The organism is Pseudomonas sp. P7758, assembly GCF_013386485.1.
GTDB lineage: Bacteria > Pseudomonadota > Gammaproteobacteria > Pseudomonadales > Pseudomonadaceae > Aquipseudomonas.
This window is the reverse complement of the sequence record NZ_JACARS010000133.1, coordinates 1-23,233: the sequence shown is the minus strand read 5'-3', so window position 1 is coordinate 23,233 and position 23,233 is coordinate 1. Positions and strand designations below refer to the sequence as shown.

The 23,233-nt window shown below is 61.4% G+C and carries 18 protein-coding genes; 10 read left to right on the top strand and 8 right to left on the bottom strand.

Features of this window, described 5'->3' with window-relative positions; all coding sequences use genetic code 11:
* The coding region (locus tag HX873_RS25565) for an urease accessory protein UreE (RefSeq protein ID WP_177123383.1) at positions 1 to 302 on the bottom strand (302 nt) is incomplete at its 3' end.
* Positions 303 to 640: 338 nt separating this feature from the next.
* Here HX873_RS25565 and HX873_RS25560 point away from each other — a divergent pair.
* Positions 641 to 1,129: a C40 family peptidase gene (locus HX873_RS25560; RefSeq protein ID WP_087692460.1), complete on the top strand. Its 489-nt coding sequence runs from the start codon at positions 641 to 643 to the stop codon at positions 1,127 to 1,129.
* Position 1,130: 1 nt separating this feature from the next.
* Here HX873_RS25560 and HX873_RS25555 read toward each other — a convergent pair whose 3' ends face one another.
* The gene (locus HX873_RS25555) at positions 1,131 to 1,763 is read right to left on the bottom strand and encodes a TetR family transcriptional regulator (protein WP_003217423.1); all 633 of its coding nucleotides are present in this window, start codon (positions 1,761 to 1,763) and stop codon (positions 1,131 to 1,133) included.
* 151 nt (positions 1,764 to 1,914) lie between these two features.
* Positions 1,915 to 2,364, bottom strand: coding sequence for a hypothetical protein (locus HX873_RS25550; RefSeq protein WP_003217421.1), 450 nt, complete (start codon positions 2,362 to 2,364; stop codon positions 1,915 to 1,917).
* A 368-nt stretch (positions 2,365 to 2,732) separates the two neighbouring features.
* On the opposite strand from HX873_RS25550, the gene HX873_RS25545 reads away from it, so the two are divergent.
* Positions 2,733 to 4,802, top strand: coding sequence for an AsmA family protein (locus tag HX873_RS25545; RefSeq protein WP_003217419.1), 2,070 nt, complete (start codon positions 2,733 to 2,735; stop codon positions 4,800 to 4,802).
* Positions 4,803 to 4,939: 137 nt separating this feature from the next.
* Here HX873_RS25545 and HX873_RS25540 read toward each other — a convergent pair whose 3' ends face one another.
* Positions 4,940 to 5,470 carry a bacterioferritin gene (locus HX873_RS25540; protein ID WP_003217418.1) on the bottom strand — a complete coding sequence of 177 codons (531 nt, stop codon included), beginning with the start codon at positions 5,468 to 5,470 and terminating at the stop codon, positions 4,940 to 4,942.
* 98 nt (positions 5,471 to 5,568) lie between these two features.
* Positions 5,569 to 6,480 (bottom strand): LysR substrate-binding domain-containing protein, encoded by a 912-nt coding sequence (locus tag HX873_RS25535; protein ID WP_085984661.1) that lies wholly within the window; start codon positions 6,478 to 6,480, stop codon positions 5,569 to 5,571.
* Between the two features lie 124 nt (positions 6,481 to 6,604).
* Between HX873_RS25535 and HX873_RS25530 the strand changes: the two genes are divergently transcribed.
* On the top strand, positions 6,605 to 7,246 hold the full coding sequence (locus tag HX873_RS25530; RefSeq protein ID WP_087693121.1) for an FMN-dependent NADH-azoreductase: 642 nt from the start codon (positions 6,605 to 6,607) through the stop codon (positions 7,244 to 7,246).
* A gap of 1 nt (position 7,247) precedes the next feature.
* Positions 7,248 to 7,553 (top strand): multidrug efflux SMR transporter, encoded by a 306-nt coding sequence (locus HX873_RS25525; RefSeq protein WP_102367994.1) that lies wholly within the window; start codon positions 7,248 to 7,250, stop codon positions 7,551 to 7,553.
* Here the strand turns inward: HX873_RS25525 and HX873_RS25520 are convergent.
* On the bottom strand, positions 7,546 to 8,442 hold the full coding sequence (locus HX873_RS25520; RefSeq protein ID WP_087693122.1) for a DMT family transporter: 897 nt from the start codon (positions 8,440 to 8,442) through the stop codon (positions 7,546 to 7,548). The genes HX873_RS25525 and HX873_RS25520 overlap by 8 nt on opposite strands.
* 97 nt (positions 8,443 to 8,539) lie before the next feature.
* On the opposite strand from HX873_RS25520, the gene HX873_RS25515 reads away from it, so the two are divergent.
* The 3 genes from HX873_RS25515 to HX873_RS25505 all read left to right on the top strand — a co-directional run bounded on the left by HX873_RS25515 (position 8,540) and on the right by HX873_RS25505 (position 10,912).
* Positions 8,540 to 9,334: a helix-turn-helix transcriptional regulator gene (locus tag HX873_RS25515; RefSeq protein ID WP_177080380.1), complete on the top strand. Its 795-nt coding sequence runs from the start codon at positions 8,540 to 8,542 to the stop codon at positions 9,332 to 9,334.
* Positions 9,335 to 9,397: 63 nt separating this feature from the next.
* Complete coding sequence (locus HX873_RS25510) at positions 9,398 to 9,712, top strand: PsiF family protein (RefSeq protein ID WP_177123382.1); 315 nt, start codon at positions 9,398 to 9,400, stop codon at positions 9,710 to 9,712.
* A gap of 186 nt (positions 9,713 to 9,898) precedes the next feature.
* Positions 9,899 to 10,912, top strand: a complete 1,014-nt coding sequence (locus tag HX873_RS25505) for an AI-2E family transporter (RefSeq protein ID WP_003217402.1) — start codon at positions 9,899 to 9,901, stop codon at positions 10,910 to 10,912.
* A gap of 134 nt (positions 10,913 to 11,046) precedes the next feature.
* Here HX873_RS25505 and HX873_RS25500 read toward each other — a convergent pair whose 3' ends face one another.
* Positions 11,047 to 12,315 (bottom strand): Hsp70 family protein, encoded by a 1,269-nt coding sequence (locus tag HX873_RS25500; protein WP_102605727.1) that lies wholly within the window; start codon positions 12,313 to 12,315, stop codon positions 11,047 to 11,049.
* 288 nt (positions 12,316 to 12,603) lie between these two features.
* Here HX873_RS25500 and HX873_RS25495 point away from each other — a divergent pair, with 288 nt between their 5' ends.
* Together HX873_RS25495 and HX873_RS25490 are read left to right on the top strand one after the other, a co-directional pair.
* Positions 12,604 to 13,551: a DnaJ C-terminal domain-containing protein gene (locus tag HX873_RS25495; RefSeq protein WP_008439071.1), complete on the top strand. Its 948-nt coding sequence runs from the start codon at positions 12,604 to 12,606 to the stop codon at positions 13,549 to 13,551.
* Between the two features lie 2 nt (positions 13,552 to 13,553).
* Positions 13,554 to 13,862: a chaperone modulator CbpM gene (locus HX873_RS25490; protein ID WP_177123381.1), complete on the top strand. Its 309-nt coding sequence runs from the start codon at positions 13,554 to 13,556 to the stop codon at positions 13,860 to 13,862.
* Between the two features lie 5 nt (positions 13,863 to 13,867).
* Here the strand turns inward: HX873_RS25490 and HX873_RS25485 are convergent, their stop codons facing one another.
* Positions 13,868 to 19,783, bottom strand: a complete 5,916-nt coding sequence (locus tag HX873_RS25485; RefSeq protein WP_177123380.1) for an NEL-type E3 ubiquitin ligase domain-containing protein — start codon at positions 19,781 to 19,783, stop codon at positions 13,868 to 13,870.
* 284 nt (positions 19,784 to 20,067) lie between these two features.
* Between HX873_RS25485 and HX873_RS25480 the strand changes: the two genes are divergently transcribed.
* Positions 20,068 to 23,233, top strand: a 3,166-nt coding sequence (locus HX873_RS25480; RefSeq protein WP_371318406.1) for a dermonecrotic toxin domain-containing protein, incomplete at its 3' end; no start/stop codon positions are given.

Here is a 23,233-nt window from a genome sequence, read left to right as displayed (position 1 = left end):
ACTTGCAGCGCCACGTGGCGGTTGCCCAGGTGATAGGCGGCGCGGGTCAGTTCAAAGGCATTGCCGCAGGTGACGTGCAGCAGTTGTTCAGGCCGGGCGCACACGCGTACGACACGTCCGTCTTCAGCCTGTAGGAATTCGCCATCGTGCAGCGGCGGTTGGCCGCGCTCCAGAAACAGGCCGACGTCTTCTCCGTCGGCACTGAAACAGCGCAGGCGGCTTTTGCTGCGGGCTTCGAAATTCAGCAGCAACTCTGCGGCCCAGACGGGTTGGGGGGCGATTCGGCGGTGGATCACCAGCATCAGAAAGCTTCCAGCTATGAGCGATAAGCAAGCTAGAGCAAGGGTCTTGCCAACCACGCGGGGAGTAGGAATTCCCTGTAGGCAGGCGACTTGTGCCACCTGATGGCGCAGGAAATTATTCCAAAATGTTTCATTTTGGTGCGTGGCTGGATTTATAGCACCGGATCCGGGCGCTCGGCGTTGAATTCCATTGCTTGTTGCATGAAATTTCTTTCATCTTTTTTTGAGTTTTGATTGCTTGGGACTTTTCCTACGCACTTGCAGGATTTGCCGTGCGTTGCGTTACGCGCTGTTTCATTAGGATTCCGCTCCGTATTTAATCTTCAGCGGTTTCCACCATGTACAAGTCATTTTTCTGTTTACTCATTGTCAGTTTGTCGCTCGCCATTTCATCTGCTTCGGCCAATCTTCAGCGTGCCCCGGCATTTGCGCCGCCACCTTCTATCGACAACGTGATCGACCGCGCCCACGAGCTGTTGGGCACGCCCTATAAATTGGGCGGCGCTTCGGTGAAGCAGGGCTTCGATTGCAGCAGCTTCCTGGTGTACCTGTTCAAGACCGAAGCCAACATTCATCTGCCTCGCACCACCTCGGCGATGCACCGCTCAACCGCGGCCACGGTCAAGCGCAATGCGTTGCAACCGGGTGATGCGGTGTTTTTCAGGGGCAATGGGCGCGGCCAGGTCAGCCACGTTGGTCTCTATATAGGAGAGGGCAAGTTCATCCACTCGCCGCGCACGGGGAAAAGCGTGCGCATCGACTCACTGGCCAACAGCTATTGGAACCGGAACTACACCACCGCCAAGCGTTTTCACACCGTGCGCTGAGTTATTCGGTGCTGCCCAGGCCTTGCCAATGCTTGAGGCCGATAAAGATGAAACGCAGCTGCTGGGTGATCTTGGCTTGTGGCGTGAGGTGCGCAGGCAGCGCTTCGGCGGGCGGGTCGATAATGTCGGGCAGGGTGGCGAACACGCTCTTGACGATCAGGTCGGCCATCACGTGCAGGCCGTCGGCATCCAGGTGCTGGAGCTTGGGCATCAGGGTCAGGTCGGCGGCGAGGTCGCTGGCGATGTCTTCACGCAGGGCACCAATGGCTTGGCGAACGGCGAGGCTGCCACCGTATTGCTCGCGGGCCAGGAACAGGAATTGCGAACGGTTGGCGGCGACCACATCCAGGAAAATCCGCACCGAGGCATCAATGATGCCGCCCATCACGAATTCGTTGTGGCGCACCAGGCGAATCGTCGCGCGAAAGGTCTGGCCGACTTCACTGACCAATACCAGGCCCAACTGATCCATATCGGCAAAGTGACGGTAGAAACCGGTGGGCACGATGCCGGCGGTCTTGGCCACTTCACGCAGGCTCAGGCTGCCGAACCCACGGCCACACTCCATCAGATGGCGGGCTGCGTCCATCAGGGCGAGTCGGGTCTGTTGCTTCTGTTCGGCGCGGGGCAGCATTGGCAGGCGGGCTTTGTGGACAAGGACAGCGACGCACTCTAGCAAATCAGCTTTGCCAGCGTCGAACTTCAAAAGGGAGAAGGGCGTTGCGGTTCACACAAAGTCAAAGCCCGATCGGCTGATCGGGCTTTTTTCCAGGGCCAGCACGGGCTTAGCTCTGTGCTTGATGCAGTTCTGCCAGACGGTCAGCACCGCCTTCCACTACGCCGTCAGCATAAGCGCGTTTGTTGGCGCGGCTCGAACCATCTTCAACCAGGCCTTTCTGTTCCAGGCGATCACGGCCACCTTCGGCAACAGCGTTGCGTTCCATCAGGCGATCAGCGCCACCTTCAACCAGACCTTTCTGTTCCAGACGGTCACGGCCACCTTCAGCAACGCCTTCGGTGTAAGCACGTTTGTTGGCTTGTTCCGAACCGTTTTCAGTGATGCTGCCGTTGTAGTCGGTGTTGTTCTTGTCCGAAGCGCCGCTGCGAGCCAGGGTTTGGCTGAAGTGGGAAGCGTCGGCTTTCACTTGTGGGGTTGCCTGTTCAGCAGCTGGCAGGGCAAATGCGCTGGTGGCCAGGAGGGAAAGTGCAAAGCTTGCGAGTATTTGGCGTTTCATGATGGGTTGCTCCTTGGGAGGGCGATAAATTGGGTACAGGGCTAATGCTACTCTTGATAAGTCGATATAAAAGTTCATAAACACAATGGTAATAATCAACAGAATTGATTGTTCCCTGCGAAGGCTCTATCTCGCAGGTCTCAAGCCCGCGCTTTTGCACCGAGGTGGGTATTTTCGACACGAACGTGGGTAACAACGGTGCGTCGTTGATGATTGAAACTGTCTGGTTGGTCAGGAAAGGCGGTTTTTATGAGGAATTCATCAATGGGGTTAAACCCCCGCGCCGTTTGTCAGTCGTAGCCATATAAGCTGTAGTCAAAACGCGCGCCGCAAAGCGCCCGCTCAGTCGTAACCTGGAGTCCTGTGCAATGACGCGCACTCGTAAAATTCTCGCCTGGAGCTGCGCCAGCTTCGTTTTGTTAATCGCCATTGTGGTGTTGGTCCTGGTGTTCTTTGACTGGAACCGGATCAAGCCGCCCCTCAACGCCAAGGTCTCCGAAGAACTGCATCGACCGTTTGCCATCAATGGCAACCTGGCCGTGGTGTGGCAGCGCGAGCCCGATGAAGGCGGCTGGCGCGCCTGGATTCCGTGGCCCCATGTGATTGCCGAAGACCTGACCCTGGGCAATCCCGACTGGTCGAAAGCCCCGCAGATGGTCACCCTCAAGCGCGTGGAGTTGCGCATCTCGCCCCTGGCGTTGCTGGCCCAGCGCGTGGTGATCCCGCGTATCGACCTCACCGAACCGAGTGCGCAGTTGCAGCGCCTGGCCGATGGCCGCGCCAACTGGACCTTCAAGTTCGACCCCAAGGACCCGAATGCCGAACCGTCCAACTGGGTGGTGGACATCGGCGCCATCGGCTTCGACAAAGGCCATGTGACCCTCGACGACCAGACTCTCAAGACCCAGCTCGACGTCGTGATCGACCTGCTCGGCAAGCCGATCCCCTTCGGCGAGATCGTCGGCGATGCCGACGCCAGGAAAGCCCTGGAAAAAGGCTCGGCGCCGCAGGATTACGCGTTCGGCCTCAAGGTCAAGGGCCAATACCACGGCCAGAAACTCGATGGCACCGGCAAGATCGGTGGCCTGCTGGCCTTGCAGGACGCGGCCAAGCCGTTCCCGCTGCAAGCCCAGGCCAGGATCGGCGACACCAGCATCGCGCTGGCCGGCACCCTGACCGACCCGATGAACCTCGGCGCCCTCGACCTGCGCCTCAAACTCTCCGGCAGCAGCCTGGGCAACCTGTACCCGCTGACCGGCGTGACCCTGCCGGATTCGCCGGCCTATTCCACCGACGGCCACCTGATCGCCAAGTTGCATGAGGCCAGTGGCGCGTCGTTCCAGTATGAAAACTTCAACGGCAAGATCGGCAACAGCGACATCCACGGCAACCTCGGCTACGTCGCCAGCCAGCCGCGGCCCAAGCTCACCGGGGCGCTGGTCTCCAATCAGCTGTTGATGACCGACCTGGCGCCGCTGATCGGCGCCGACTCCAACGCCAAGCAAAAAGCCCGTGGCGGCGAAAGCAAGCAGCCGGCGACCAAGGTGCTGCCAGTGGAAGAGTTCCGCACCGAGCGCTGGCGCGACATGGATGCCGACGTCGAATTCACCGGCAAACGCATCGTCCACAGTGCCGAATTGCCGTTCACCGATCTCTACACTCACCTGGTGCTGAACGACGGGCAGTTGAGCCTGGAGCCCCTGCGTTTCGGCGTGGCCGGTGGCAAGCTCGACGCGCAGATTCGTCTCAACGGGCGCACCACGCCGATGGAAGGCCAGGCCAGACTCACCGCGCGCAACTTCAAGCTCAAGCAGTTGTTCCCGACCTTCGAGCCGATGAAAACCAGCTTCGGTGAGCTCAACGGCGACGCGGACATTTCCGGGCGCGGCAACTCCGTCGCGGCATTGCTTGGCACGTCGAATGGCGATCTGAAGATGTTGATCAACGACGGCGCCATCAGCCGCGGACTGATGGAAATCGCCGGGCTCAACGTCGGCAACTACGTGGTCGGCCGCCTGTTTGGCGACAAGGAAGTGAAGATCAACTGTGCGGCCGCAGACTTCGGCATCAAGTCGGGCCTGGCGACGACTCGCCTGTTTGTGTTCGATACCGAGAACGCGATCATCTACATCGATGGCACCGCGAACATGGCCAGCGAGCAGCTTGACCTGACCATTACTCCGGAGTCCAAAGGCTTCCGCCTGTTTTCCCTGCGCTCGCCGTTGTACGTCAACGGGCCGTTTATCAAACCGAATGCTGGCGTGAAGGCGGTGCCGCTGATGCTGCGTGGTGCGGGCATGGTTGCCTTGGGTGTGATTGCCGGCCCGGCGGCGGGCTTGCTGGCGCTGGTGGCACCGAGCGGCGATGAGCCGAACCAGTGTGCGCCGCTGCTGCAACAGATGAAGGAAGGCAAGGCACCTAAAACAGTGAAAGGCTAGCTGACAAAACCGTGAACCAAATGTGGGAGCGGGCTTGCTCGCGAAGGCGGTGGATCAGTCAAGAATGTTCCGACTGACCCACCGCCTTCGCGAGCAAGCCCGCTCCCACATTGGTTTTGCGGTGTTAGCTGTGTTAGTTACAGGTCCTTCAGAATATCCGCCATGTCGTCGGCGTGTTCTTCTTCCTGGGCCAGGATGTCTTCGAAGATCCGGCGAGTGGTCGGGTCTTTGTCACCGATGTACTGGATGATTTCGCGATAGCTGTCTACCGCGATGCGCTCGGCCACCAGGTCTTCGTAGACCATCTCCTTCAGCGTATTGCCGGCCACGTACTGCGCGTGGGAATTCTTCGACAGCAGGTCGGGGTTGAACTCCGGCTCGCCACCCAACTGCACGATACGCTCGGCCAACTTGTCGGCGTGTTCGGCTTCCTGGGTGGCGTGCTCGAGGAACTCCTCGGCGGCGACATGCGCCTTGACGCCATTGGCCATGAAGTAGTGGCGCTTGTAGCGCAGCACGCACACCAGCTCGGTGGCCAGCGATTCGTTGAGCAGACGCAGGATTTCCTGGCGGTCGGCGTCATAGCCTTCGGTCACGGCACCGTTTTCGACGTTCTTGCGGGCGCGGTCACGTAAAGTGGCTACGTCAGACAAATGTGAGTCAGTCATCTCATTCTCCTGGTACTAATCCGGTTTTGCGCCACGCTCTGCCGGCGTGATCGCTTCAAGTTGTGAGTCCCAGGCAACGCAAAAAGTTTTATCGGATTTTACAGGGCGTGCCCCGACAGCCGCGCTTCCTCCTGCAACCACTCAAAAAACGCCCGGACCGGCGGGTGCCGTTCCCGTCCCGGTACGCACAGGGCGCTGTAGCCGGCGCCGTTGACGCGGACCTGTGGCCGGTAAGGCACCAGCAACCCGCTGGCGACGCTTTCCGAGACCAGGATATTGCTCGCCAGCACCAGGCCCTGGCCGGCGATGGCCGCTTGCAGGGCGTAGTGTTCTTCGTCGTATTCGCGCAGCGGCGAAGCGGATTGCAACCAGTCTTCGCCGGCCTTTTCGCACCAGGCCTGCCAGCCCAGGGCGTACAGCCTGGAGTTGTGCCAGCGCACGCTGATCAGGGTCGGGGTGCGCTCGCGCGCCAGGGCGACTTGTTCGGGGGAGCCATACACGGCGAAACATTCGTCGAACAGGCACAAACCGTAGAGGTTCGTGTAGTCGTCGATGCTGTAGCGGATCACCAGGTCGACGCTGGCATCCTGCTGTAAATCGACGACGGCGCAGTTGGTGTCCAGGCGCAGGCTGATATCCGGATGGGCGGCATAGAAGCGCCCGAGTCGCGGCACCAGCCACAGAGCGGCAAACGCCGGCGTAGTGGAGAGCGTGAGATTGCCGGCGCTGCGTTGCGGGCGCAGGGTGTCGACGCTTTGCGCGACGTCCAGCAAGGCGCCGTGCAGGCTGTGGAACAGGCGCTCGCCGCGTTCCGTCAGGCGCACCTGGCGCGGCAGGCGCTCGAACAGCGGCACGCCGAGCCAGGTTTCCAGGGAGCGAATCTGATGGGACACCGCCGTCGGCGTGACCGACAACTCCTGGGCGGCTGCCTTGAAGCTCAACAGGCGCGAGGCCGATTCAAAGGCGCGCAGGGCGGTCAGGGGCAGCGAAGCAAACATGTGTGGCTCCATGGATGAATTCAGTTCATCCAAAACAACTATTGCTCATTTGTGAGGGTGGCCGCTCGGCTCTAGATTTATGCGCAGCAGAGGCAGCCATTCAGGTTGCCTGAGTCTAGCGTGTGAAGGCCTACAGATGAAAAAAATGCTTGCGATCCATTCCAGCCCCCGCGGCGAACGTTCCCACTCCCGGCGCCTTGCCGAGGTGTTCCTGGCCGCCTGGCACACCGCCAATCCCGACGCGCAACTGACCCGCCGCGAAGTGGGCCGGGCGTCTATCCCCCACGTCAGCGAAGCGTTCATTGCCGCCAGCTTCCACCCGGAGCCGCAGGCGATGCCGTTGTCCATGCACGCCGATTTGCAACTGAGCAATGAGCTGGTAGCCGAGCTCGTCGAGCACGAACTGCTGGTGATTTCCGTACCGATGTACAACTTCGGGATTCCCAGCGGCCTCAAGGCCTGGATCGACCAGATCGTGCGCATGGGCCATACCGTGGACATCACCCAGGACAGCCAGGGTATCGCCCAGTACCAGCCGTTATTGTTGGGCAAAAAGGCCTTGATCATCACCAGTCGCGGCGGCAGCGGCTTTGGCCCGGGCGGGGAAAACGAGGCGATGAACCACGCCGATCCGCACCTGCGGACCGCGTTGGGGTTCATCGGTATTGAAGACGTCACGGTGATCGCCGCAGAAGGCGAAGAGTCCGACCCGAGCGTTTTCCGCCGTTCCTGCGATGCAGTCGAAGGGCAACTGCGCGACCTGGCCGGGAGCTTCTGAAGTGTCGTGGCTTTTCCTGCTGATCGCCGCCGGCTTTGAGGTGACCTTCGCCATGGGCATGAAGTACGCCGATGGTTTCACCCGGCTGTGGCCATCGCTGGTCACCGTCATCGCGGCCGTGGGCGGGATCTACTTCCTGACCCTGGCCATGCGTGAGTTGCCGGTGAGCGTGGCCTACCCGATCTGGACCGCCATCGGCTCACTGGGCACGGTGTTTCTCGGTTTCGCGTTGCTGGGGGAGAGCCTGACGCTGATCAAGCTGGTGTCGGTGGGCTTGATCGTCGCCGGTGTGGTGGGGCTCAAGTAGCTTCCTGCGCGCTGACATTGCTGCGAACCGGCGTCGTCCAGCGCTCCGACAAAATCACCCCGCCCAGGGTCAGCAAGCCGCCCACCAGGTGATACATCGCCAGCTGCTCTTTCAACACCACTGCGGCAATCAACGCGGTGATCAGCGGCAGCAGGTTGAAAAACAGCGTGGTGCGGCTTGGGCCGAGGGTCTTCACCGAATGCATCCAGGCCAGCGGCGCGAGCATCGAGGCCAGCAGGCAGGCGTACAGCACCAGCGGGATATTCGACCAGCCAAGGCCGGCCTTGTCGGAGAGCAGGAACAGCGGAAACAACACCACCACCGCCACCAGCACCTGCAGGTACAGCAACACCAGTGGCGGCAAGCGCAGCTGCCATTTTTTCAGCAGGGTGCTGTAGACCGCGTAGGCGAGGGTGGCCACCAGCATCATCGCGTCACCCATATTCAGCCCGTGTTGCAGCAGGGCGCTGAGACTACCGGCGGAAACCACCACTACCACGCCGGCAAACGACAGCACGGCACCGGTCAGGGCGCCGAAGGTCAGGCGCTGGCCAAGGCTGATGATTGCGGCGGTGAGAGCCATCAGTGGCATCAGCGAGAGGATAATGCCCATGTTGGTGGCCGAGGTCAGGTTCGCGGCGTAATACGCCAGGCTCTGGTACACCGCCATGCCCAGCACGCCGAGGATGAAGATCTTGCCCAGGTTGGGACGAATCAGCGGCCAGTTGGCGATGACGGGTTTGAGCATGAACGGGGTAAACAGCAGGCCGGCCAGCAGCCAGCGGTAAAAACCGATCTCGGCAGGGAAAATCGTCCCCACCGCGAGTTTGTTGACCACGGTATTGCCGGCCCAGATAAAAATGGCCAGTAACGGATAAGCGTATTGCATCGAAAAGAACCAGTTGCGTCTATGAGCGGTGATTATCCTTTGTCTGGATCGAAGCCTATACTTCGATCCAGCCATCCGACCTTTGTATCCAGACAACATGCTCAAGAAGTACATCAACCTTCCCGATTTTGACCAGTTGCCGGCCCCGGTGTATTTCCGTTATTCGGAATTCGAGGCTGACACCCATGCCAGTGCGCACCAGCATGCCTGGGGTTCCCTGGACTACTCGGCCCGTGGCGTGATGCGCTTTGAAGTGGCCGGCAGTCGCTTTATGTCGCCGCCGCAATATGCGGTATGGATCCCACCCAACACCCAGCACAGTTCCTACAACGCCCAGGCGATCGTCTACCGCTCGGTATATCTGGCGCCCGCCTTGTGCGAGCAATTGCCGGCGCAGCCGTGCACCCTGACCATCAGCGATATCCTCAAGGCGATCCTCAGTGATTTCGCCGAGCGTGATGTCAACATTCCCGAGAACGAAGCCGACGTGCGCCTGGCCCAGGTGCTGGTAGACCAACTCAGGCAGGCGCCGGTGCACGATTGTTTCCTGCCGTATGCCAGCCATCCCGGGTTGCTCAGTGTGCTGGAGGGCATGCAGGCCGACCCTGGCGATAACCGCGCGCTGGCCCAGTGGGCGCAGCAGGTGCATGTCAGTGAGCGCACCCTGGCGCGGCTATTTGTGCGTGAGCTTGGGATGAGCTTCGGCGAATGGCGCCAACGCCTGCGGTTCCTGGCGTCGATCGAGGCGCTGGACAGCGCGCGCAGTGTCCAGGAAGTTGCGTTTGACCTGGGCTACAGTACGGCCTCGGCGTTTATCGCGATGTTCCAGCGCCAGGCCGGCTGCACGCCGGAGCAGTATCGCCGGACCCATATACGCGGCAGGAAGGTGTAACAGGGTTTGACTACACTGCTGGGGAGGCCGTGCCCCTCGGCACGGTAACAGGGAGAAAACTCCATGAAGATGCTGCGTATTCCGCTGTTGATGATGAGCCTGCTGCTGTGTTCCCAAGGCTTTGCCGCGACTGCCGCACAGACGGCTCAGCAACAAAAAATGACCACCTGCAACGCCGAAGCCAAGACCAGTGGCAAGACCGGTGATGATCGCAAGGCGTTCATGAGCAACTGCCTCAAGGCGGCCCCGGCGGCCAACGACGCCAAGACCCTGACCCCACAGCAACAGAAGATGAAAGATTGCAACGCCACCGCGAAAACCCAGGCGCTGACCGGCGATGCGCGTAAAACCTTTATGAGCACCTGCCTGAAGAAATAATGATGCAGAACTCTGTGGGCGCTGGCTTGCCTAAGATTGCGACCTGACAGTCGATGCCTTTGTTGGCTGACCCACCGCCATCGCAGGCAAGCCAGCTCCCACATCGGACCGCGTTTAGACTTCTCGCTTGATTCACCCAACGCTGGCAGACTGCCCATCCTTTAACGCCGTTCGTTTTGAGGCTGTATGCCAACGTTTTCTCAGCGTCACGTGTTGTTGTTGGTCAGTTGCGTGCTGATTTTTGGCGGGCTGCTGCTGGTTTTGCCATTGAAGTTGCTGCCGAGCCTGCTGGCCGGGCTGCTGGTGTATGAGCTGGTCAACATGCTCACCCCGCAGTTGCAGCGGTTGATCGAAGGCCGGCGTGCGCGCTGGTTGGCGGTAGCCTTGCTGGGAACCTTGATCGTCAGCATCCTGACCCTGATCTTCGCCGGGGCCATCAGCTTCCTGCTGCACGAAGCGGAAAACCCCGGGGCCTCCCTCGATAAGTTCATGGGCGTGGTCGATCGTGCCCGCGGCCAGTTGCCGCCGTTCCTCGACGCCTACCTGCCGGCCAGCGCCGCCGAGTTCCGCGTGGCCATCGGCGAATGGCTGAGCAAACACCTCAGCGAACTGCAACTGGTGGGCAAAGACGCCGCGCACATGTTCGTGACCTTGTTGATCGGCATGGTGCTGGGGGCGATCATCGCCCTGCAACGGGTGCCGGACCTGACCAAGCGCAAACCCCTGGCGGCAGCGCTGTTTGATCGCCTGCACCTGCTGGTCCAGGCCTTTCGCAACATCGTTTTCGCGCAGATCAAGATCGCCGCGCTGAACACCGCATTCACCGCGATCTTCCTCGCGGTGGTGCTGCCGTTGTGCGGGATCCACCTGCCGCTGACCAAGACCCTGATCGTGCTGACGTTCCTGCTGGGCCTGCTGCCGGTGATCGGCAACCTGATGTCCAACACCCTGATCACCATCGTGGCCTTGTCGCTGTCGATCTGGGTGGCGGTGGCGGCGTTGGGCTACCTGATCGTGATCCACAAGGTCGAGTACTTCCTCAACGCGCGGATTGTCGGTGGGCAGATCAGTGCCAAGTCGTGGGAATTGTTGTTGGCGATGCTGGTGTTCGAAGCCGCGTTCGGCCTGCCGGGGGTGGTGGCGGGGCCGATTTATTATGCGTACTTGAAGAGTGAGTTGAAGCTGGCGGGGATGGTTTAGGCATTGATGTTGCCTGGACTGGCCCCTTCGCGAGCAAGCCCGCTCCCACATTTGACCGAGTTCCAACTTTGGAATGCAGCCGAATGTGGGAGCGGGCTTGCTCGCGAAGGGCGCGCCACGGTTTCAGCTAAAACTCAGTAGCCGTAGCGCTTGCTGGCCTCAATCGCCAGACCACTGCCAATACTGCCAAAGATGTTCCCTTCCACATGCTGCGCATTCGGCAGCATCGCCGAGATGCTGTGGCGCAGCGCCGGAATCCCGCTGGAACCCCCGGTAAAGAACACCGTGTCCACCTGGGCCACGTCCACCGAGGCGTCGTTGAGCAGTTGCGTCACCGCATTGCGCACCCGCTCCAGCAAGCCATCGATGGCCGACTCGAACAACGCCCGGCTCAATTCCACGCTCAACCCCGGCTCGACCCGGTCCAGCAGCACATGGCGGCTGTCCTGTTGGGTCAGCTGGATCTTGGTTTCTTCCACTTCCATCGCCAGCCAGTGCCCGGCGCGCTGCTCGATCAGGTTGAACAGGCGGTCGATGCCACCCGTGTCCTCGATGTCGTAGCGCATGCTGCCCAGCGCCAGCTTGGATTTCTGCGAGTACACCGAGTTGATGGTGTGCCAGGTCGCCAGGTTCATGTGGTGGCTGGTGGGCATATAAGCGCCGCTCTTCATGCGGCTGCCGTAGCCGAACAGCGGCATCATGCCGGCCAGCGAGAGCTGCTTGTCGAAGTCGGTACCGCCGATGTGCACACCGCCGGTGGCGAGGATGTCGTCGTGGCGGTTGTCGATCTGGCGGCGCTCGGGCGACAGGCGCACCAGGGAGAAGTCGGAGGTACCCCCGCCGATGTCGACAATCAGCACCAGCTCTTCTTTCTCGATGGTGGACTCGTAGTCGAAGGCCGCGGCAATCGGTTCGTACTGGAACGAGATGTCCTTGAAGCCGATCTTGCGGGCCACGTCCACCAGGGTGTTCTCGGCTTCCTGGTCGGCCATCGGGTCGTCGTCGACGAAAAATACCGGACGGCCCAGCACCACTTCTTCGAACTCACGCCCGGCGGTGGTCTCGGCGCGGCTCTTGAGTTGGCCGATAAACAGCGCCAGCAGGTCGGTGAACGGCATGGCCGTGCCCAATACACTGGTGTCGTGCTTGATCAGCTTGGAACCCAGCAGGCTCTTGAGCGAGCGCATCAGCCGGCCTTCGTAGTTTTCCAGGTACTCGTGCAGGGCCAGGCGACCGTAGACCGGGCGGCGTTCTTCGAAGTTGAAGAACACCACCGACGGCAGCGTGATCTTGTCGTCCTCCAGCGCGATAAGCGTTTCCATGCCGGGACGAATCCAGCCGACGGTGGAGTTGGACGTGCCGAAGTCGATACCGCAGGCACGGGCTGGGGATGGGTTTTTCATGTCAATCGGGTTCCGGTTGAAAAACGGCCGCGCAGTGTATGCCACCCGCGTGCAGATGCGTAGGCCGACTATCCGCTAAATACAACGCACTTGTTACCTTGAAAGCCCGGCCTTTGCCCCCAAATCCTCCCCATACGGTTGGTGGCTGCAGGATTCTGCCCGCAGCGCCGATAAACTTCTGACGCACCCTTCGGTCACAAGATTGAGATCGGTCAATCCAGACGCCGCAAACAGGCGCATGCTGTGACGCTGGCAGTGCGATATCGATAATGGATGGTGATGCCCCCGATGGACTTCAAAGACTATTACAAGATTCTCGGTGTAGAACCCACCGCTGACGACAAGGCGATCAAGGCCGCCTATCGCAAGCTGGCGCGCAAATATCACCCGGACGTGAGCAAGGAAAAGGACGCTGAAGCCAAGTTCAAGGACGCGTCCGAAGCCTATGAAGCGCTGAAAAGTGCCGACAAGCGCGCCGAATACGACGATCTGCGCAAGTACGGCCAGCATGGCCAGCCGTTCCAGGGCCCGCCAGGCTGGCAGAGCCGTGGTGGCTATGGCGGCGGTGGCCAGGACACCGGCGACTTCTCGGACTTCTTCAGCTCGATCTTCGGTTCGCGCGGCAATGGTTTTGGTGGTGCCCAGGGCCGCAGTGCCGGGCGTCGAGGGCAAGATGTGGAAATGGAACTGCCGGTCTTCCTCGAAGAGACCCTGTCCAACGAGTCCAAGCAGGTCAACTTCCAGGTGCCGCAATACAACGCGGCCGGCCAGCACGTCAGCAACACCACCAAGAGCCTGAACGTGAAGATCCCGGCCGGTGTGGCCGACGGCGAGCGCATCCGCCTCAAGGGCCAGGGCGCGCCTGGGATTGGCGGTGGTGCCAATGGTGATCTGTACTTGATCATCAAGTTCGCGCCACACCCTAAATTCGATGTGGAAGGTGAGAACCTGATCATCACCCTGCCACTGGCCCCGTGGGAGCTGGCGCTGGGCACGGAAGTGGCGGTGCCGACCCTCACCGGCAAGATCAACCTCAAGGTGCCGGCCGGCAGCCAGAACGGCCAGCGCATGCGCGCCAAGGGCCATGGCTTGTTGAACAAGGCCGGGCAGCGCGGTTACCTGTTTGTGCAACTCAAGGCGGTGATGCCGAAAAACACCGACGACGAGGTCAAGGCGTTGTGGCAGGAACTGGCACAAAAAGCCGCCTTCGATCCAAGAGAATCATGGAGTAGCTAACGATGAGCAGTTCCCGTTTGGTTCAAGTGAACATGGCAGAATTCTGTGAGGCCACCGACCTGTCGGTGGCCTACGTGATCGAAATCGTCGAGCACGGCATCGTTGAACCGGTGGGGACCAGTCCCGAGTCCTGGCGCTTCACCGATTACGAACTGGCCCTGGCCAAGCGCGCCTCGGCGCTGCAAAAGGACCTGGAGCTGGAATGGGAAGGCGTTGCCCTGGCGCTCGACCTGCTGGAGGAAGTCCAGCAACTGCGAGCCGAGAACCAGATGCTCAAGCAACGGCTGGGGCGGTTGGTACAAACGCCCTGAATCCATCAGGTGATGCTGCAGCGCGCCTTGCACGGCACCCAGTCGCGCAGGGTCAGCGAGCGAACCAGCTGCCCCTCGTCCACGGCCAGTTGCAGTTGCACATTTTCAGCCTGGGTTGCGTATGCCTCATCACTGAGGGCGCCCGCATCGTGTTCCTCGGATAACGCATTCAAGCGCACGTCATGGGGCTCCCTCAGGACTCTGAACTCATCGTCATAATGGTTGCGAATAAAGGCCTGCCAGAATTCGCGGCCCAGCAGCGACTGTACGAGCTTCTTGGAGTTGTCCAGTTTTTCTATTGTGATGGCGGCATTATTCAGGATCTGCGGCGCTACCTGTCCCGTTGCGAGGTAGCGGGCATCGTTGGGCTGACCGGGCAGGCCGAGGCGGCGGGCCAGGCCCATGCGATAGGCCAGGCGAATTTCAATATCTTCCAGTTTTTCCAGGGCGGCGACTTTTTGTTCAGGGGTCATGGTCGACGTGCGAATCATGCCTTCTCGAACCCGAATGTCTGCGCTGGCTAATTTTTCCACCTCGTCCAGGCGAAAAAGACCTTTGGCCAACGTGTAGAGTGCCGGTCCCGCCTCGCCATCGGCGGCATAGCGCGTGGCTTGCCACGTCAGCACCTTGGTCTCCATGTCACTGAACACCAGGGCCGACCGATCGCCGCAGCGCGGGTCACCCGCCAGGTTGAACAGCTCTTCACGCAAGCCATCGTCCCGGGCCGCATCGAGCAATTGCCACAGGCGCGATTGCAGGTCGGTATAGCGGCTGCGGTACTCCGCCGATTCTTTGAGGTTGTCGAGGATGTCGAGGAAGATCTGCGAACCGGGTTTCTCGGCAATCGACTCCCACAGGCTGCGTCGTACGTCGATTTCCTCGGGTGACAGACCATCCATCCAGTGCTGGTATGCCGGCTCCGGTGTGTCGTCCACGATCTGTTCTTGAGGGGCGTGAACCTCGACTGTAGCGGGCTGTGGCGCCCGATAACGCATCGCGCCGGGCTGACGGCCCGCTGCTGCCTCGCGGTGGAGCAAGGTTGCATTGCTCCAATACTCGACCAACTGCCTGCGGGCTTCGGTGCTCAGCGGGTTGCCGTCGATAAAGGTGACGTTGTTGACGTAGATGAATGCCTCGGCCTCCTCGGGCAGCGGGTTGACCAGGGACTCGGGCAACTGCGTGATGCGGTTCTGCGCCAGGTTAACGATGTCCAACGCCTGATGTGGCCCCAAGCCCTGCGGCCACTCGGTGATCCCGGTGTTTTTCAAATTCACCCTACGCAGGTTCGGCAGGGTTGCGAAGTTGGGGGTACGCGCCAGGGGGTTGCGGCTCAGATTGATGATCTTGAGTGAGGTGAGCCCCTCCAGCAGGTCCACGTCGGCCTCGCTCAGGGAAAGTTGGTTGCTCCTGAGGTCCAGGCGGGTAAGCCGAGTCATCCGGGCAACGCTGGGCGGGATTGAACGCAACTCTCCGTACGACAGGTCGAGCCAACGGGTGTGACTGAAGTGGCCGAGAAACTCATCCAGGCCGTATACGGATTGCATGTCCTGAAGCTTGATTGACCCAACGTGGCTGAAATCTGCTTCCAGCGCAGGCAAGTCGCCGACTCTCAAGCCGAGTGCTTCAAGGGTGTAGCCGGCGGGAGAACCATCTTGGGCCAGCACTTTGGGAGTCATGCGCCGCCAGCACGCCTTGAGGTCTCGAGCGAATTGCTGGCGATGGTTGGCATCCCCTGCACGCAGGTTTTCGCTGTCGGCAGCCACCAGGAACCGTTGTGTGGCCCAGGCGTTCAGTTGGGTGCTCAAGGTTTGCCACTCGCCTTCCAGGCGCGTCAGTTCAGCCGGCGCCCCGTCGCCTGCGTGCAATACGAATTGCTCGTTTTCCTCCTCGCTGTAGCCGGGAAACAAGTCCCTTATCCGCCGCATTTCGTCGGTGTGGCTCAAGGGTACTTCGAAGGCGCCAGGCTGGCCGCCGTTGCGCCAGCCCGGGCGAGTTTGTGCCAGGCGAGCGATGTACGCCCGCATCTGCTGATTGGCTTGCGGGGTGAATGGGTTGTCACGCAGGCGGGTCATGCGGTTGAGACGGATGCTGGCTTCCACGTTTTCGGGGGCTGGGTTGAGCAGGCTGTCGGGCACCGCGCTCAGGTGATTGCCGGACAGGTCGACTTCTCTCAGCTCCGGCAGTTCCAGCAGGCCTGTGGGCCACTGATTGATCCGGGTGTCACGCAGCTCCAGCTTTCGCAGTCGTAGCAGCGGGCTGAAATCCGGCAGGGTGCCCAAGGGGTTGTCGTTCAGGCACAGTTCTTCCAGGCGGCTCAGGCCGGCCAGTTGGCCGGCGCTGATTTCGCTCAGGCGGATGGCATTTTTCGACAGGTCCAGGTGCGTCAGCGCCTTTATGGCCGTGATTGCTTCGGGCAGTTCGGTCAGCGTGTGGCGTCCGATACCGCCGACTTGTTTGAGGGTCAAACGTTTCAGATTGGGGAAGTTGCCAAGGAACTGCCCGGGGCCGTCGCTGAAGCTCACGTAGTCGAGAACCAACTCCTCGACATGGGCAAAATCGGCGTTGAGTTTGGGCAGGTTCACCTGGGCGCTGATTTCCAGTCGGCGCCCGGTGTAGGCCCCGGCACGGTCCACGGTCTGTCGGCGCCAGCAATCTCTCAATGCATCGGCCACTGACTGCTCTCGGCCTCCCGGGTTTACCTCAAATGGACGCCGGCTCGTATCTTCTCGGGCACTGCGATTCACCCAGTCCTTGAGTGCGCGTTTGAGGGCGGCGTACTGGTCTTCCCGGCGCGTCAATTCAGTGCGCGCATCGCTCCCGAGGGTCTCGATGAAGGCTGTGGCCTGCTCGTCGCTGAACCCCGGATACAGCTTGCGCACCCGCGTATGGGTGCTGCGCAATTGAGTGAGTTTGTGCAGCGGGGAGCCGCCCCGCAGGCGCAGGTCTCCTGCCAAGGGTTTGCGCAGCATCGGGTATTCCAGCAGCACCGAGCGCAGCTCGTCCCGGGCCAATGGCGTTTGCCGCACCCGCTGCTTCAGGGTGCCGGCGTCCCGTGCGGCTTCGCCAAGTGCTCGACGCTGGCCCTGTTCAAGGCGTGCCAGAACGGCGCCATACAGGTCGGTGGCGCCGAACGCTCCGTCTTCACCCATCGCCAGCACCAACGGCAGTGCGTCGGCCTCTGGGCCGACGGCGTCGATCAGGGGGCCCTGTTCGCTGCCCAAGCGGATTTCCACCCGCAGGCTCGGGTCCCAACCCGGCAAGCTGGGCAGGGTATGCAGGGCCAAGCGCAGGCTGTCCTGGCTCTGCAGGGTGTCGAGGAACAAGCCTTCATAGGCCCGTGCCATGCGCACTTGCTGCTGGCTTTCGCGCGCCAGGGCGGTGAGCCTTGGTGACAACTGCTGATGGCCACTCAGCGCAGTTAAATCCGCGTCCGTGGCGGTTTCCAGCAACTGCCTGGCAACCTCCGCCGGCAGGCCGGAAAACCTGTCAATGAGCTGCTGTACCGGGGGCGAGCGGGTCAGGTTATGGGCGCGATAATCCGCGTCGAACAGCGAGGTCCGACTGTCCCGGGCAGCCTGGGCAACTTCGCGGCGCCACAGCATCGTCTGTTCGTCCAGCACCCGGGGAGTCGGGTCGAGGACCGCCGGATAGGTCAAGCCTCGGTGCGCCACCACGCGCTCGGTGATCGCCGGGTCGGCCAGCGCATAATCCAGCGGGTCGTCACTGCCCATCTTCTCGATAAACGTCTCGATCCGCTGATGGATGCCAAAGCGCGCCAGGCTGTCGCTCAACAGGACGGGCGGCGGTTGCAGGTCCACATGCAGTTGGCGCAGTTGATCGGCGCGAGTGCCACTGGCCAGGCGTGCCTGTTCCAGTTGTGCGTCGCTCAAGCCCCGGGTGCGACAACCCAGGCGGCGCATCAGCGCCGGGCCGTCCCAGGTCAGCGGTTCTTCGCCTTCATGCAGCCAGGCGCCCGCGCCGTTATGCGCCACCTGCGGGGCATAAGCGTCGGAGCGGGTGGGGTGTTGTATGCGATAGGTGTCGCCGTCGGGCTCGGGTTTGACGGCATACAGTTGATCGTCGAGGGGCAGCAGCGGCTGCTGGTCGTGGCTGTGCAAGCCCAGGTCGTCAAACGCGGCGTCCTTGGGCAATACGACGGGGCTGCGATAAGGGGCCAGGTCGGGCTTCCACAGCCGTAGCTCGCCACCTGGCAAACGCACCGGCTTGAGCCCTTGTACCAACGCGGGTGTAGGCGGTGCCGCGAGCTTTTGCAGGCCTTTCCCCGCGCCGGCCAGCAGCGCCATGGCGGCCAGGTTTTGCGCGACGTCGAACCAGTGAGCCTTGGCCGTGTCCCGGTCGCCTTCGCCCCAGTCGATCACACCTTCGAAGGTTTCGTAGAGCAATTGGCCCGCCATGGCGGCCAGCATGATTTCGCCGAGCACCGGGACGAACGCCAGTCCCAGGCCGAGCACGGTAGCGCCGGCCTCCAGCCAACGGGCGATTTTTTGCCCGCGCACCCGGGCGTCGACATCGGCGGTGGGCACTGCCTGGTCGCGCGCATCGCCGAGGGCCTTGTCGCGGCCATGTTCAAACAGGTTGGCCCACAGGTCGACGTTGTCAGCCCACAGGCCCTGTCTTGAGACCACCATCAGGTACAGGTCGGGAGCGCCCGTCTTCACCACCCTGCAGCCGGCTTTCGGGGGCGGAAGCGACTGGGGCATGACCGTCGTAGTCAATACCGGGAAGGCCAGTTGCAGCATTGTCTGGGTCACCGGCGAACGCGCTACTGCGTCGACGGCGGCGGTGGAGTCCGCAGCGGGTTCGGTAAACCGGTTGAAGAACGCCGGCTTGTCATGCTCATTGAGAAACTGGCTGAAAAAATGCTGGTAGCTCGTGGGCGTCGGGCGGTTGTTATTGCCGGATTCGCTTGGCGCTTTGTCGCGCGCCACCCACTGGCGGTTCAGTTCGGTTTTCAGCGCATCAAGGCTGTTGAAGCGCTTGAGCGGGTGCTCCGGATCGTGGGGCAGGTAGACGATGAAGTCGGTGGCATAGCGATATTTTTCCACCGGTGTAAACACCACGCTCCCCATGAGCGCACGGTCTATCACGCTCAGGCAACTGAACCATACCGGCTTGCCGCCCAGCGTCGGGTTGCGTTCGCCGTCGACCACCTTGAGCACCATGGTGAAGTCATCCGGGAGAATGTCCTGCTTGAGCAGCGCCAGGTACGCCGCAGCCCTGAGGGCATCCTTCTGGCTGGTGATCACGGCGTCGCGCAACCGGGTGGCGGCCGTCTCGTCGGTGGGCAGTAATGTTTCCTTGAGGTGCGCCTGGTAGCGGGCACCCACGTCCAGCGTACGGCACAGCCTGATAAAGGCGGGTACGGTCAGCGCCGGGCTGATCCTGGGAGAGGCGCCTTCCCGGTCCGGGTATTGGGTGAACCCGGAGGCAGGATCGAATGCGCCGTCTTCACCTTCACTGGTTTCAAAGTTATGCAGGGCAGCCTGCACCAGCGACACCTCCAGTACTTTGTATTCGCCGGCCTTGATCCCCAAGGTGCCGAGCCTCAGCGGCTCATACAAACGAAGAGAGGTGCCTTCGACATCCACGGTGAGGTTGAATTGTTCTTTCAGCGCGCCGTTGAGCAGGCCTATGGCGAAGGGCTTGAGTGCCTGGACGTTGGCCAGGTGTTTATCCACCGCGTGTTGGGATTTGAAACTGGTTTCATTGAACGCCTTCAAGGTTCTTCGCTGCAGCGGCGACAAGCTGTCCATCCACTGCACCTGTTCGAGCCTGGCCTGTTTCAACGCTTCTATGCGGTGGGCCGGCGCCTGTACCAGCCAGTCCGGAATGGCCTGGCGAATGAACGCACTGTTGTCGTCGGAAGATGAGAGGGGAGTAACGGAGGGGGCATCCTGCATGGGGGCATTCCTTTGGGTAAGCAAAGGAAAAAGGCTACTGAAAACCGCTGTGGATTAATAAGTCGAAAAGCCGCTGGATAGCACGCAATAGTTAACGCATCGGCCCCGGATTACCTATGGATCGACGACTTAATTACCCCATGGAAATCCCCCCGTGTGCATCAAGCCTGCCAGCGCTTTTTGAGTGTTCGTCCATGGGGGGCAATCCGTTCAAATAGCTACCGCCGAGTGCCGGGGGCGACTGATTAAGGTCATTGCCTTAATTTCCCTATCGGTACTCGTTTATGCCAGCACCTCAAGCCTCCACCTCGCTCCTGCCGGGCGGCGAAGGGCGTCACTATGCACAGATCAAAGCCGCCATCCCCGAAAGCCTGGTCAGCGCATCTCCTGCCCTGCGTGCAGCCATCACGCAGGCCAAGCCAGAGATCCCCGCCTGGTATGCGGCCACCACCCCGGCACAGAAGGCTGCGCTGCAAAACCTGTTGGAGGCGAGCATCAAGTCTCACACTGCACTGGAGCAAGCGACCGGCAAGGTGCAAGAGGTCAACGCCTTCGCCCGGCCATTGCTTGAAGCCGCGTTGAAGGCCGCCGGGTTTGAGCTGGACGTCAACCAGGTGCATCTGCGCCTCTATGTACCGGTCGAAGGACTAGCGACAGGCTACCGGACCAAGACTTTGTCCCTGTTGCAAGCGGCCTTGAACAATTTTGAAGCGCGCGAGACCCGCGCCGGGTTCTTCGACAGTGCTTCAGGCTTTATCACCGCTCCCGGCGCCGATGGCCGTTTCGAGCGCCATACCACGACCCTGACGATCGAGACCTTCGCCCGGTTATGCCGCGACCTGGACCTGGGCAGGCTGTACCAGGAACACCTCACCACCTACCTGCTGCCCGTGCAAACCGTGTCCAGGAACCTGCTGCGTGAACGCTTTATCACCCGGCAAAAGGACGCCTTCAGAGCCGCCGCCTACGTGGCGTTGCTCAAAGGTGATATTCGCAGCGACGACTACGCGCTACTGCTGCGCATCGCCAATGGCGAGCGACGCATCAAGCACGAAGGCAAGCAGGTCTGGCACCGCTGGCCCAGTATCATGGAACTGCAAATGCACGGCTGCCTCATGATCGACCCGAGCGTGGAGCATGGGTATGGCACCTGGCTTATCGTCTACATCCCCGACCACCCCGAGCACCCCATCAAGCGCTACAAAACCTTTGCCGACTATGCAGAGGAAACGACCCGTGAGCTGACCGCTTACAGACCCGAGGACTATTGGGACAGCAGGGGTGTTCAGGTCACGGCCCACCAACAGTTTTTCTCACGGTTCATCGGGAAAAAATACCTGGCTTACTACTACGGGCGGTTCACCGAGAAACGCGTCGATGAACCGCAAAGGCGCGTGGCCCTGGGCCCTGATCCAGCGTGGCGACAGTACTACGCAAGAAAATCCCTTACCGAACTCCAGGCGATCAACGCCGTCATAAAGTCCCCGCGACATATCAGCCGCACGCCGCAGGACCAGCCAAACCTGAACCTCAACGCCCACCCGATCAAGGGGCTGTGGATCGACGTCGACCCTTGGGACGAGCTGTACGCCGACATGCGCAAGCGCGCACTCGACGATGGGTTGAGCATGGCGATACCCACCGCTCACACCGACGCGGCTGGCCACGACCGGCGGATGGCGCATCTGATGAACATCGGCCTGTTCACCTTGAACCTGGTGTCGATGTTCATTCCGCCCTTGGGTGCACTGATGGCGGTGGTCACGGCCGGGCAACTGCTGTACGAAGTGCTGGAGGGCGTGGTTGAACTCGGCCAGGGTGACCGCGAGGCCGGCTGGGCGCATATCGCTGACGTGCTGGAAAATCTCGCGCAACTGGCGGTGGGCGGCGCTGCGTTGCATATCAGCGTGTCGCCGTTTATCGAAGGACTCAAGGCGGTCAGGCTGCCGTCGGGCAAGGCCCGCTTGTGGAAGCCGGACCTTGGGCCCTATGCGCAGGACATCCGACTGCCGGCAGGCTCGGTTCCCGACCAGGCGGGACTACATACCGTCAATGGGCGCCAGGTCGTGTCGGTGGACGGCAATCGCTACGCCGTGACCGCGCAAGACGAACCGGGCGTGTACCGGGTCCAGCACCCCAGCAGGCCCGAGGCGTATGAGCCTCAGATCGTCAACAACGGTTCTGGCGCCTGGACCCATGAGGCCGATGAGCCCCTGACGTGGCAAGGTGTTCCGCTGATGCGGCGACTGAGCCATGTAATGGAAGGCCTGAGCGATACGCAGTTGGAGCAGGTGCGCAAGATCAGTGACACCGACGAAAGCGTGCTGCGCCGGCTGTACGTGGAAAGCGAGCCCACTCCGGCCATCACACTCGATACGGCGGTGCGCATGCGGGCTTACGGGCGTGCCGAAAGCTTGAGTGGGCAGATCCTTGCGGGGTCGATGTCGATGGACCTGGGCAGCTACGCCGCGTCGTTGATGGTGGAAATGACCGGCTGGCCGCCCGGCAGGACCATCGAAGTATTTGACGGCCAGGGCACCAGCAGGACAGCTGCGTTGTATGGCCAACCTCATGCGCCCGGGACGGAACTGATCAGCATCAGCCGCATCGACCTGTTCGGCGGCAAGCTGCCGGCGTTGATCGTCGAGAGTTTGCCCGAGGAGCAGCTTAAAAACCTGCTCGGCCAGCATATGCCCTACGGGGCCGCGCTGCGTAGCCAGGCGTTGCAGGCTCGCCTGGGAATCTATGCAAAACAGTCCCTGCGGCGGGTGTTCGACAGCCTTTACCTCGGGCGGTCATCGCCTGGCAGCGCCGAACTGCAACTGTTCGCGCGCGACTTCAAAAGCCTGCCACCGGTCATGGTCGAGGAACTGCTGGAAGGTGCCAGCCCCTCGCAGAGGGCGAGCCTGGTCAACAATCGCAAGATTCCCCTGGAGCTGGCGCAGCAAGCGCGCCGGCAACTTGGGCATCTGCGTCTGGCCCGGGCGTACGAAGGGCTTTATCTGGACGAGTTGGCCAATGTCGACACCGAAGCGCTGGCGCTCAACACGCTGGAGCGCCTTCCTGGCTGGCGAAACGACTTGCGCATTGAGGTTCGCGAAGGCTCCCTGGCCGGAAGCCTGCGTGCCGGCTATGGCCCACCCGAGTCCGCGCACCGCAAGGTATTGGTGCACAGGGGCGATGGACGCTACGAGGCGTTTGACGCACGAGGGCAAAGCCTGCATGTCGTCGACAATCTGTACGGCGCCTTGCAACATGCCCTGCCAGACACCCACCGCCAGTCTCTGGGATTGCCAGGCATTGGGCAGGGGCCGGAGTTAAGAGGCAAAATCCAGGAACATGCCCTGTCGCGCGGTGCCTTGCGCAAGGTGCTGCAGATGCAACCCGCCCAACCGTTCTTCAAACCGCTATCGCAGTTGTCGGGCGGCAGGCGTGGGTACCCCTTGAGCG

Coding starts and splice junctions, on each gene's coding strand:
- HX873_RS25520 (WP_087693122.1), bottom strand. CDS start 8,442: ATGCAATACGCTTATCCGTTACTGGCCATTTTTATCTGGGCCGGCAAT.
- HX873_RS25555 (WP_003217423.1), bottom strand. CDS start 1,763: ATGCTGCCCCGCGCCGAACAGAAGCAACAGACCCGACTCGCCCTGATG.
- HX873_RS25545 (WP_003217419.1), top strand. CDS start 2,733: ATGACGCGCACTCGTAAAATTCTCGCCTGGAGCTGCGCCAGCTTCGTT.
- HX873_RS25550 (WP_003217421.1), bottom strand. CDS start 2,364: ATGAAACGCCAAATACTCGCAAGCTTTGCACTTTCCCTCCTGGCCACC.
- HX873_RS25530 (WP_087693121.1), top strand. CDS start 6,605: ATGAAAAAAATGCTTGCGATCCATTCCAGCCCCCGCGGCGAACGTTCC.
- HX873_RS25495 (WP_008439071.1), top strand. CDS start 12,604: ATGGACTTCAAAGACTATTACAAGATTCTCGGTGTAGAACCCACCGCT.
- HX873_RS25535 (WP_085984661.1), bottom strand. CDS start 6,480: ATGGAGCCACACATGTTTGCTTCGCTGCCCCTGACCGCCCTGCGCGCC.
- HX873_RS25540 (WP_003217418.1), bottom strand. CDS start 5,470: ATGACTGACTCACATTTGTCTGACGTAGCCACTTTACGTGACCGCGCC.
- HX873_RS25510 (WP_177123382.1), top strand. CDS start 9,398: ATGAAGATGCTGCGTATTCCGCTGTTGATGATGAGCCTGCTGCTGTGT.
- HX873_RS25515 (WP_177080380.1), top strand. CDS start 8,540: ATGCTCAAGAAGTACATCAACCTTCCCGATTTTGACCAGTTGCCGGCC.
- HX873_RS25505 (WP_003217402.1), top strand. CDS start 9,899: ATGCCAACGTTTTCTCAGCGTCACGTGTTGTTGTTGGTCAGTTGCGTG.
- HX873_RS25485 (WP_177123380.1), bottom strand. CDS start 19,783: ATGCAGGATGCCCCCTCCGTTACTCCCCTCTCATCTTCCGACGACAAC.
- HX873_RS25490 (WP_177123381.1), top strand. CDS start 13,554: ATGAGCAGTTCCCGTTTGGTTCAAGTGAACATGGCAGAATTCTGTGAG.
- HX873_RS25560 (WP_087692460.1), top strand. CDS start 641: ATGTACAAGTCATTTTTCTGTTTACTCATTGTCAGTTTGTCGCTCGCC.
- HX873_RS25500 (WP_102605727.1), bottom strand. CDS start 12,315: ATGAAAAACCCATCCCCAGCCCGTGCCTGCGGTATCGACTTCGGCACG.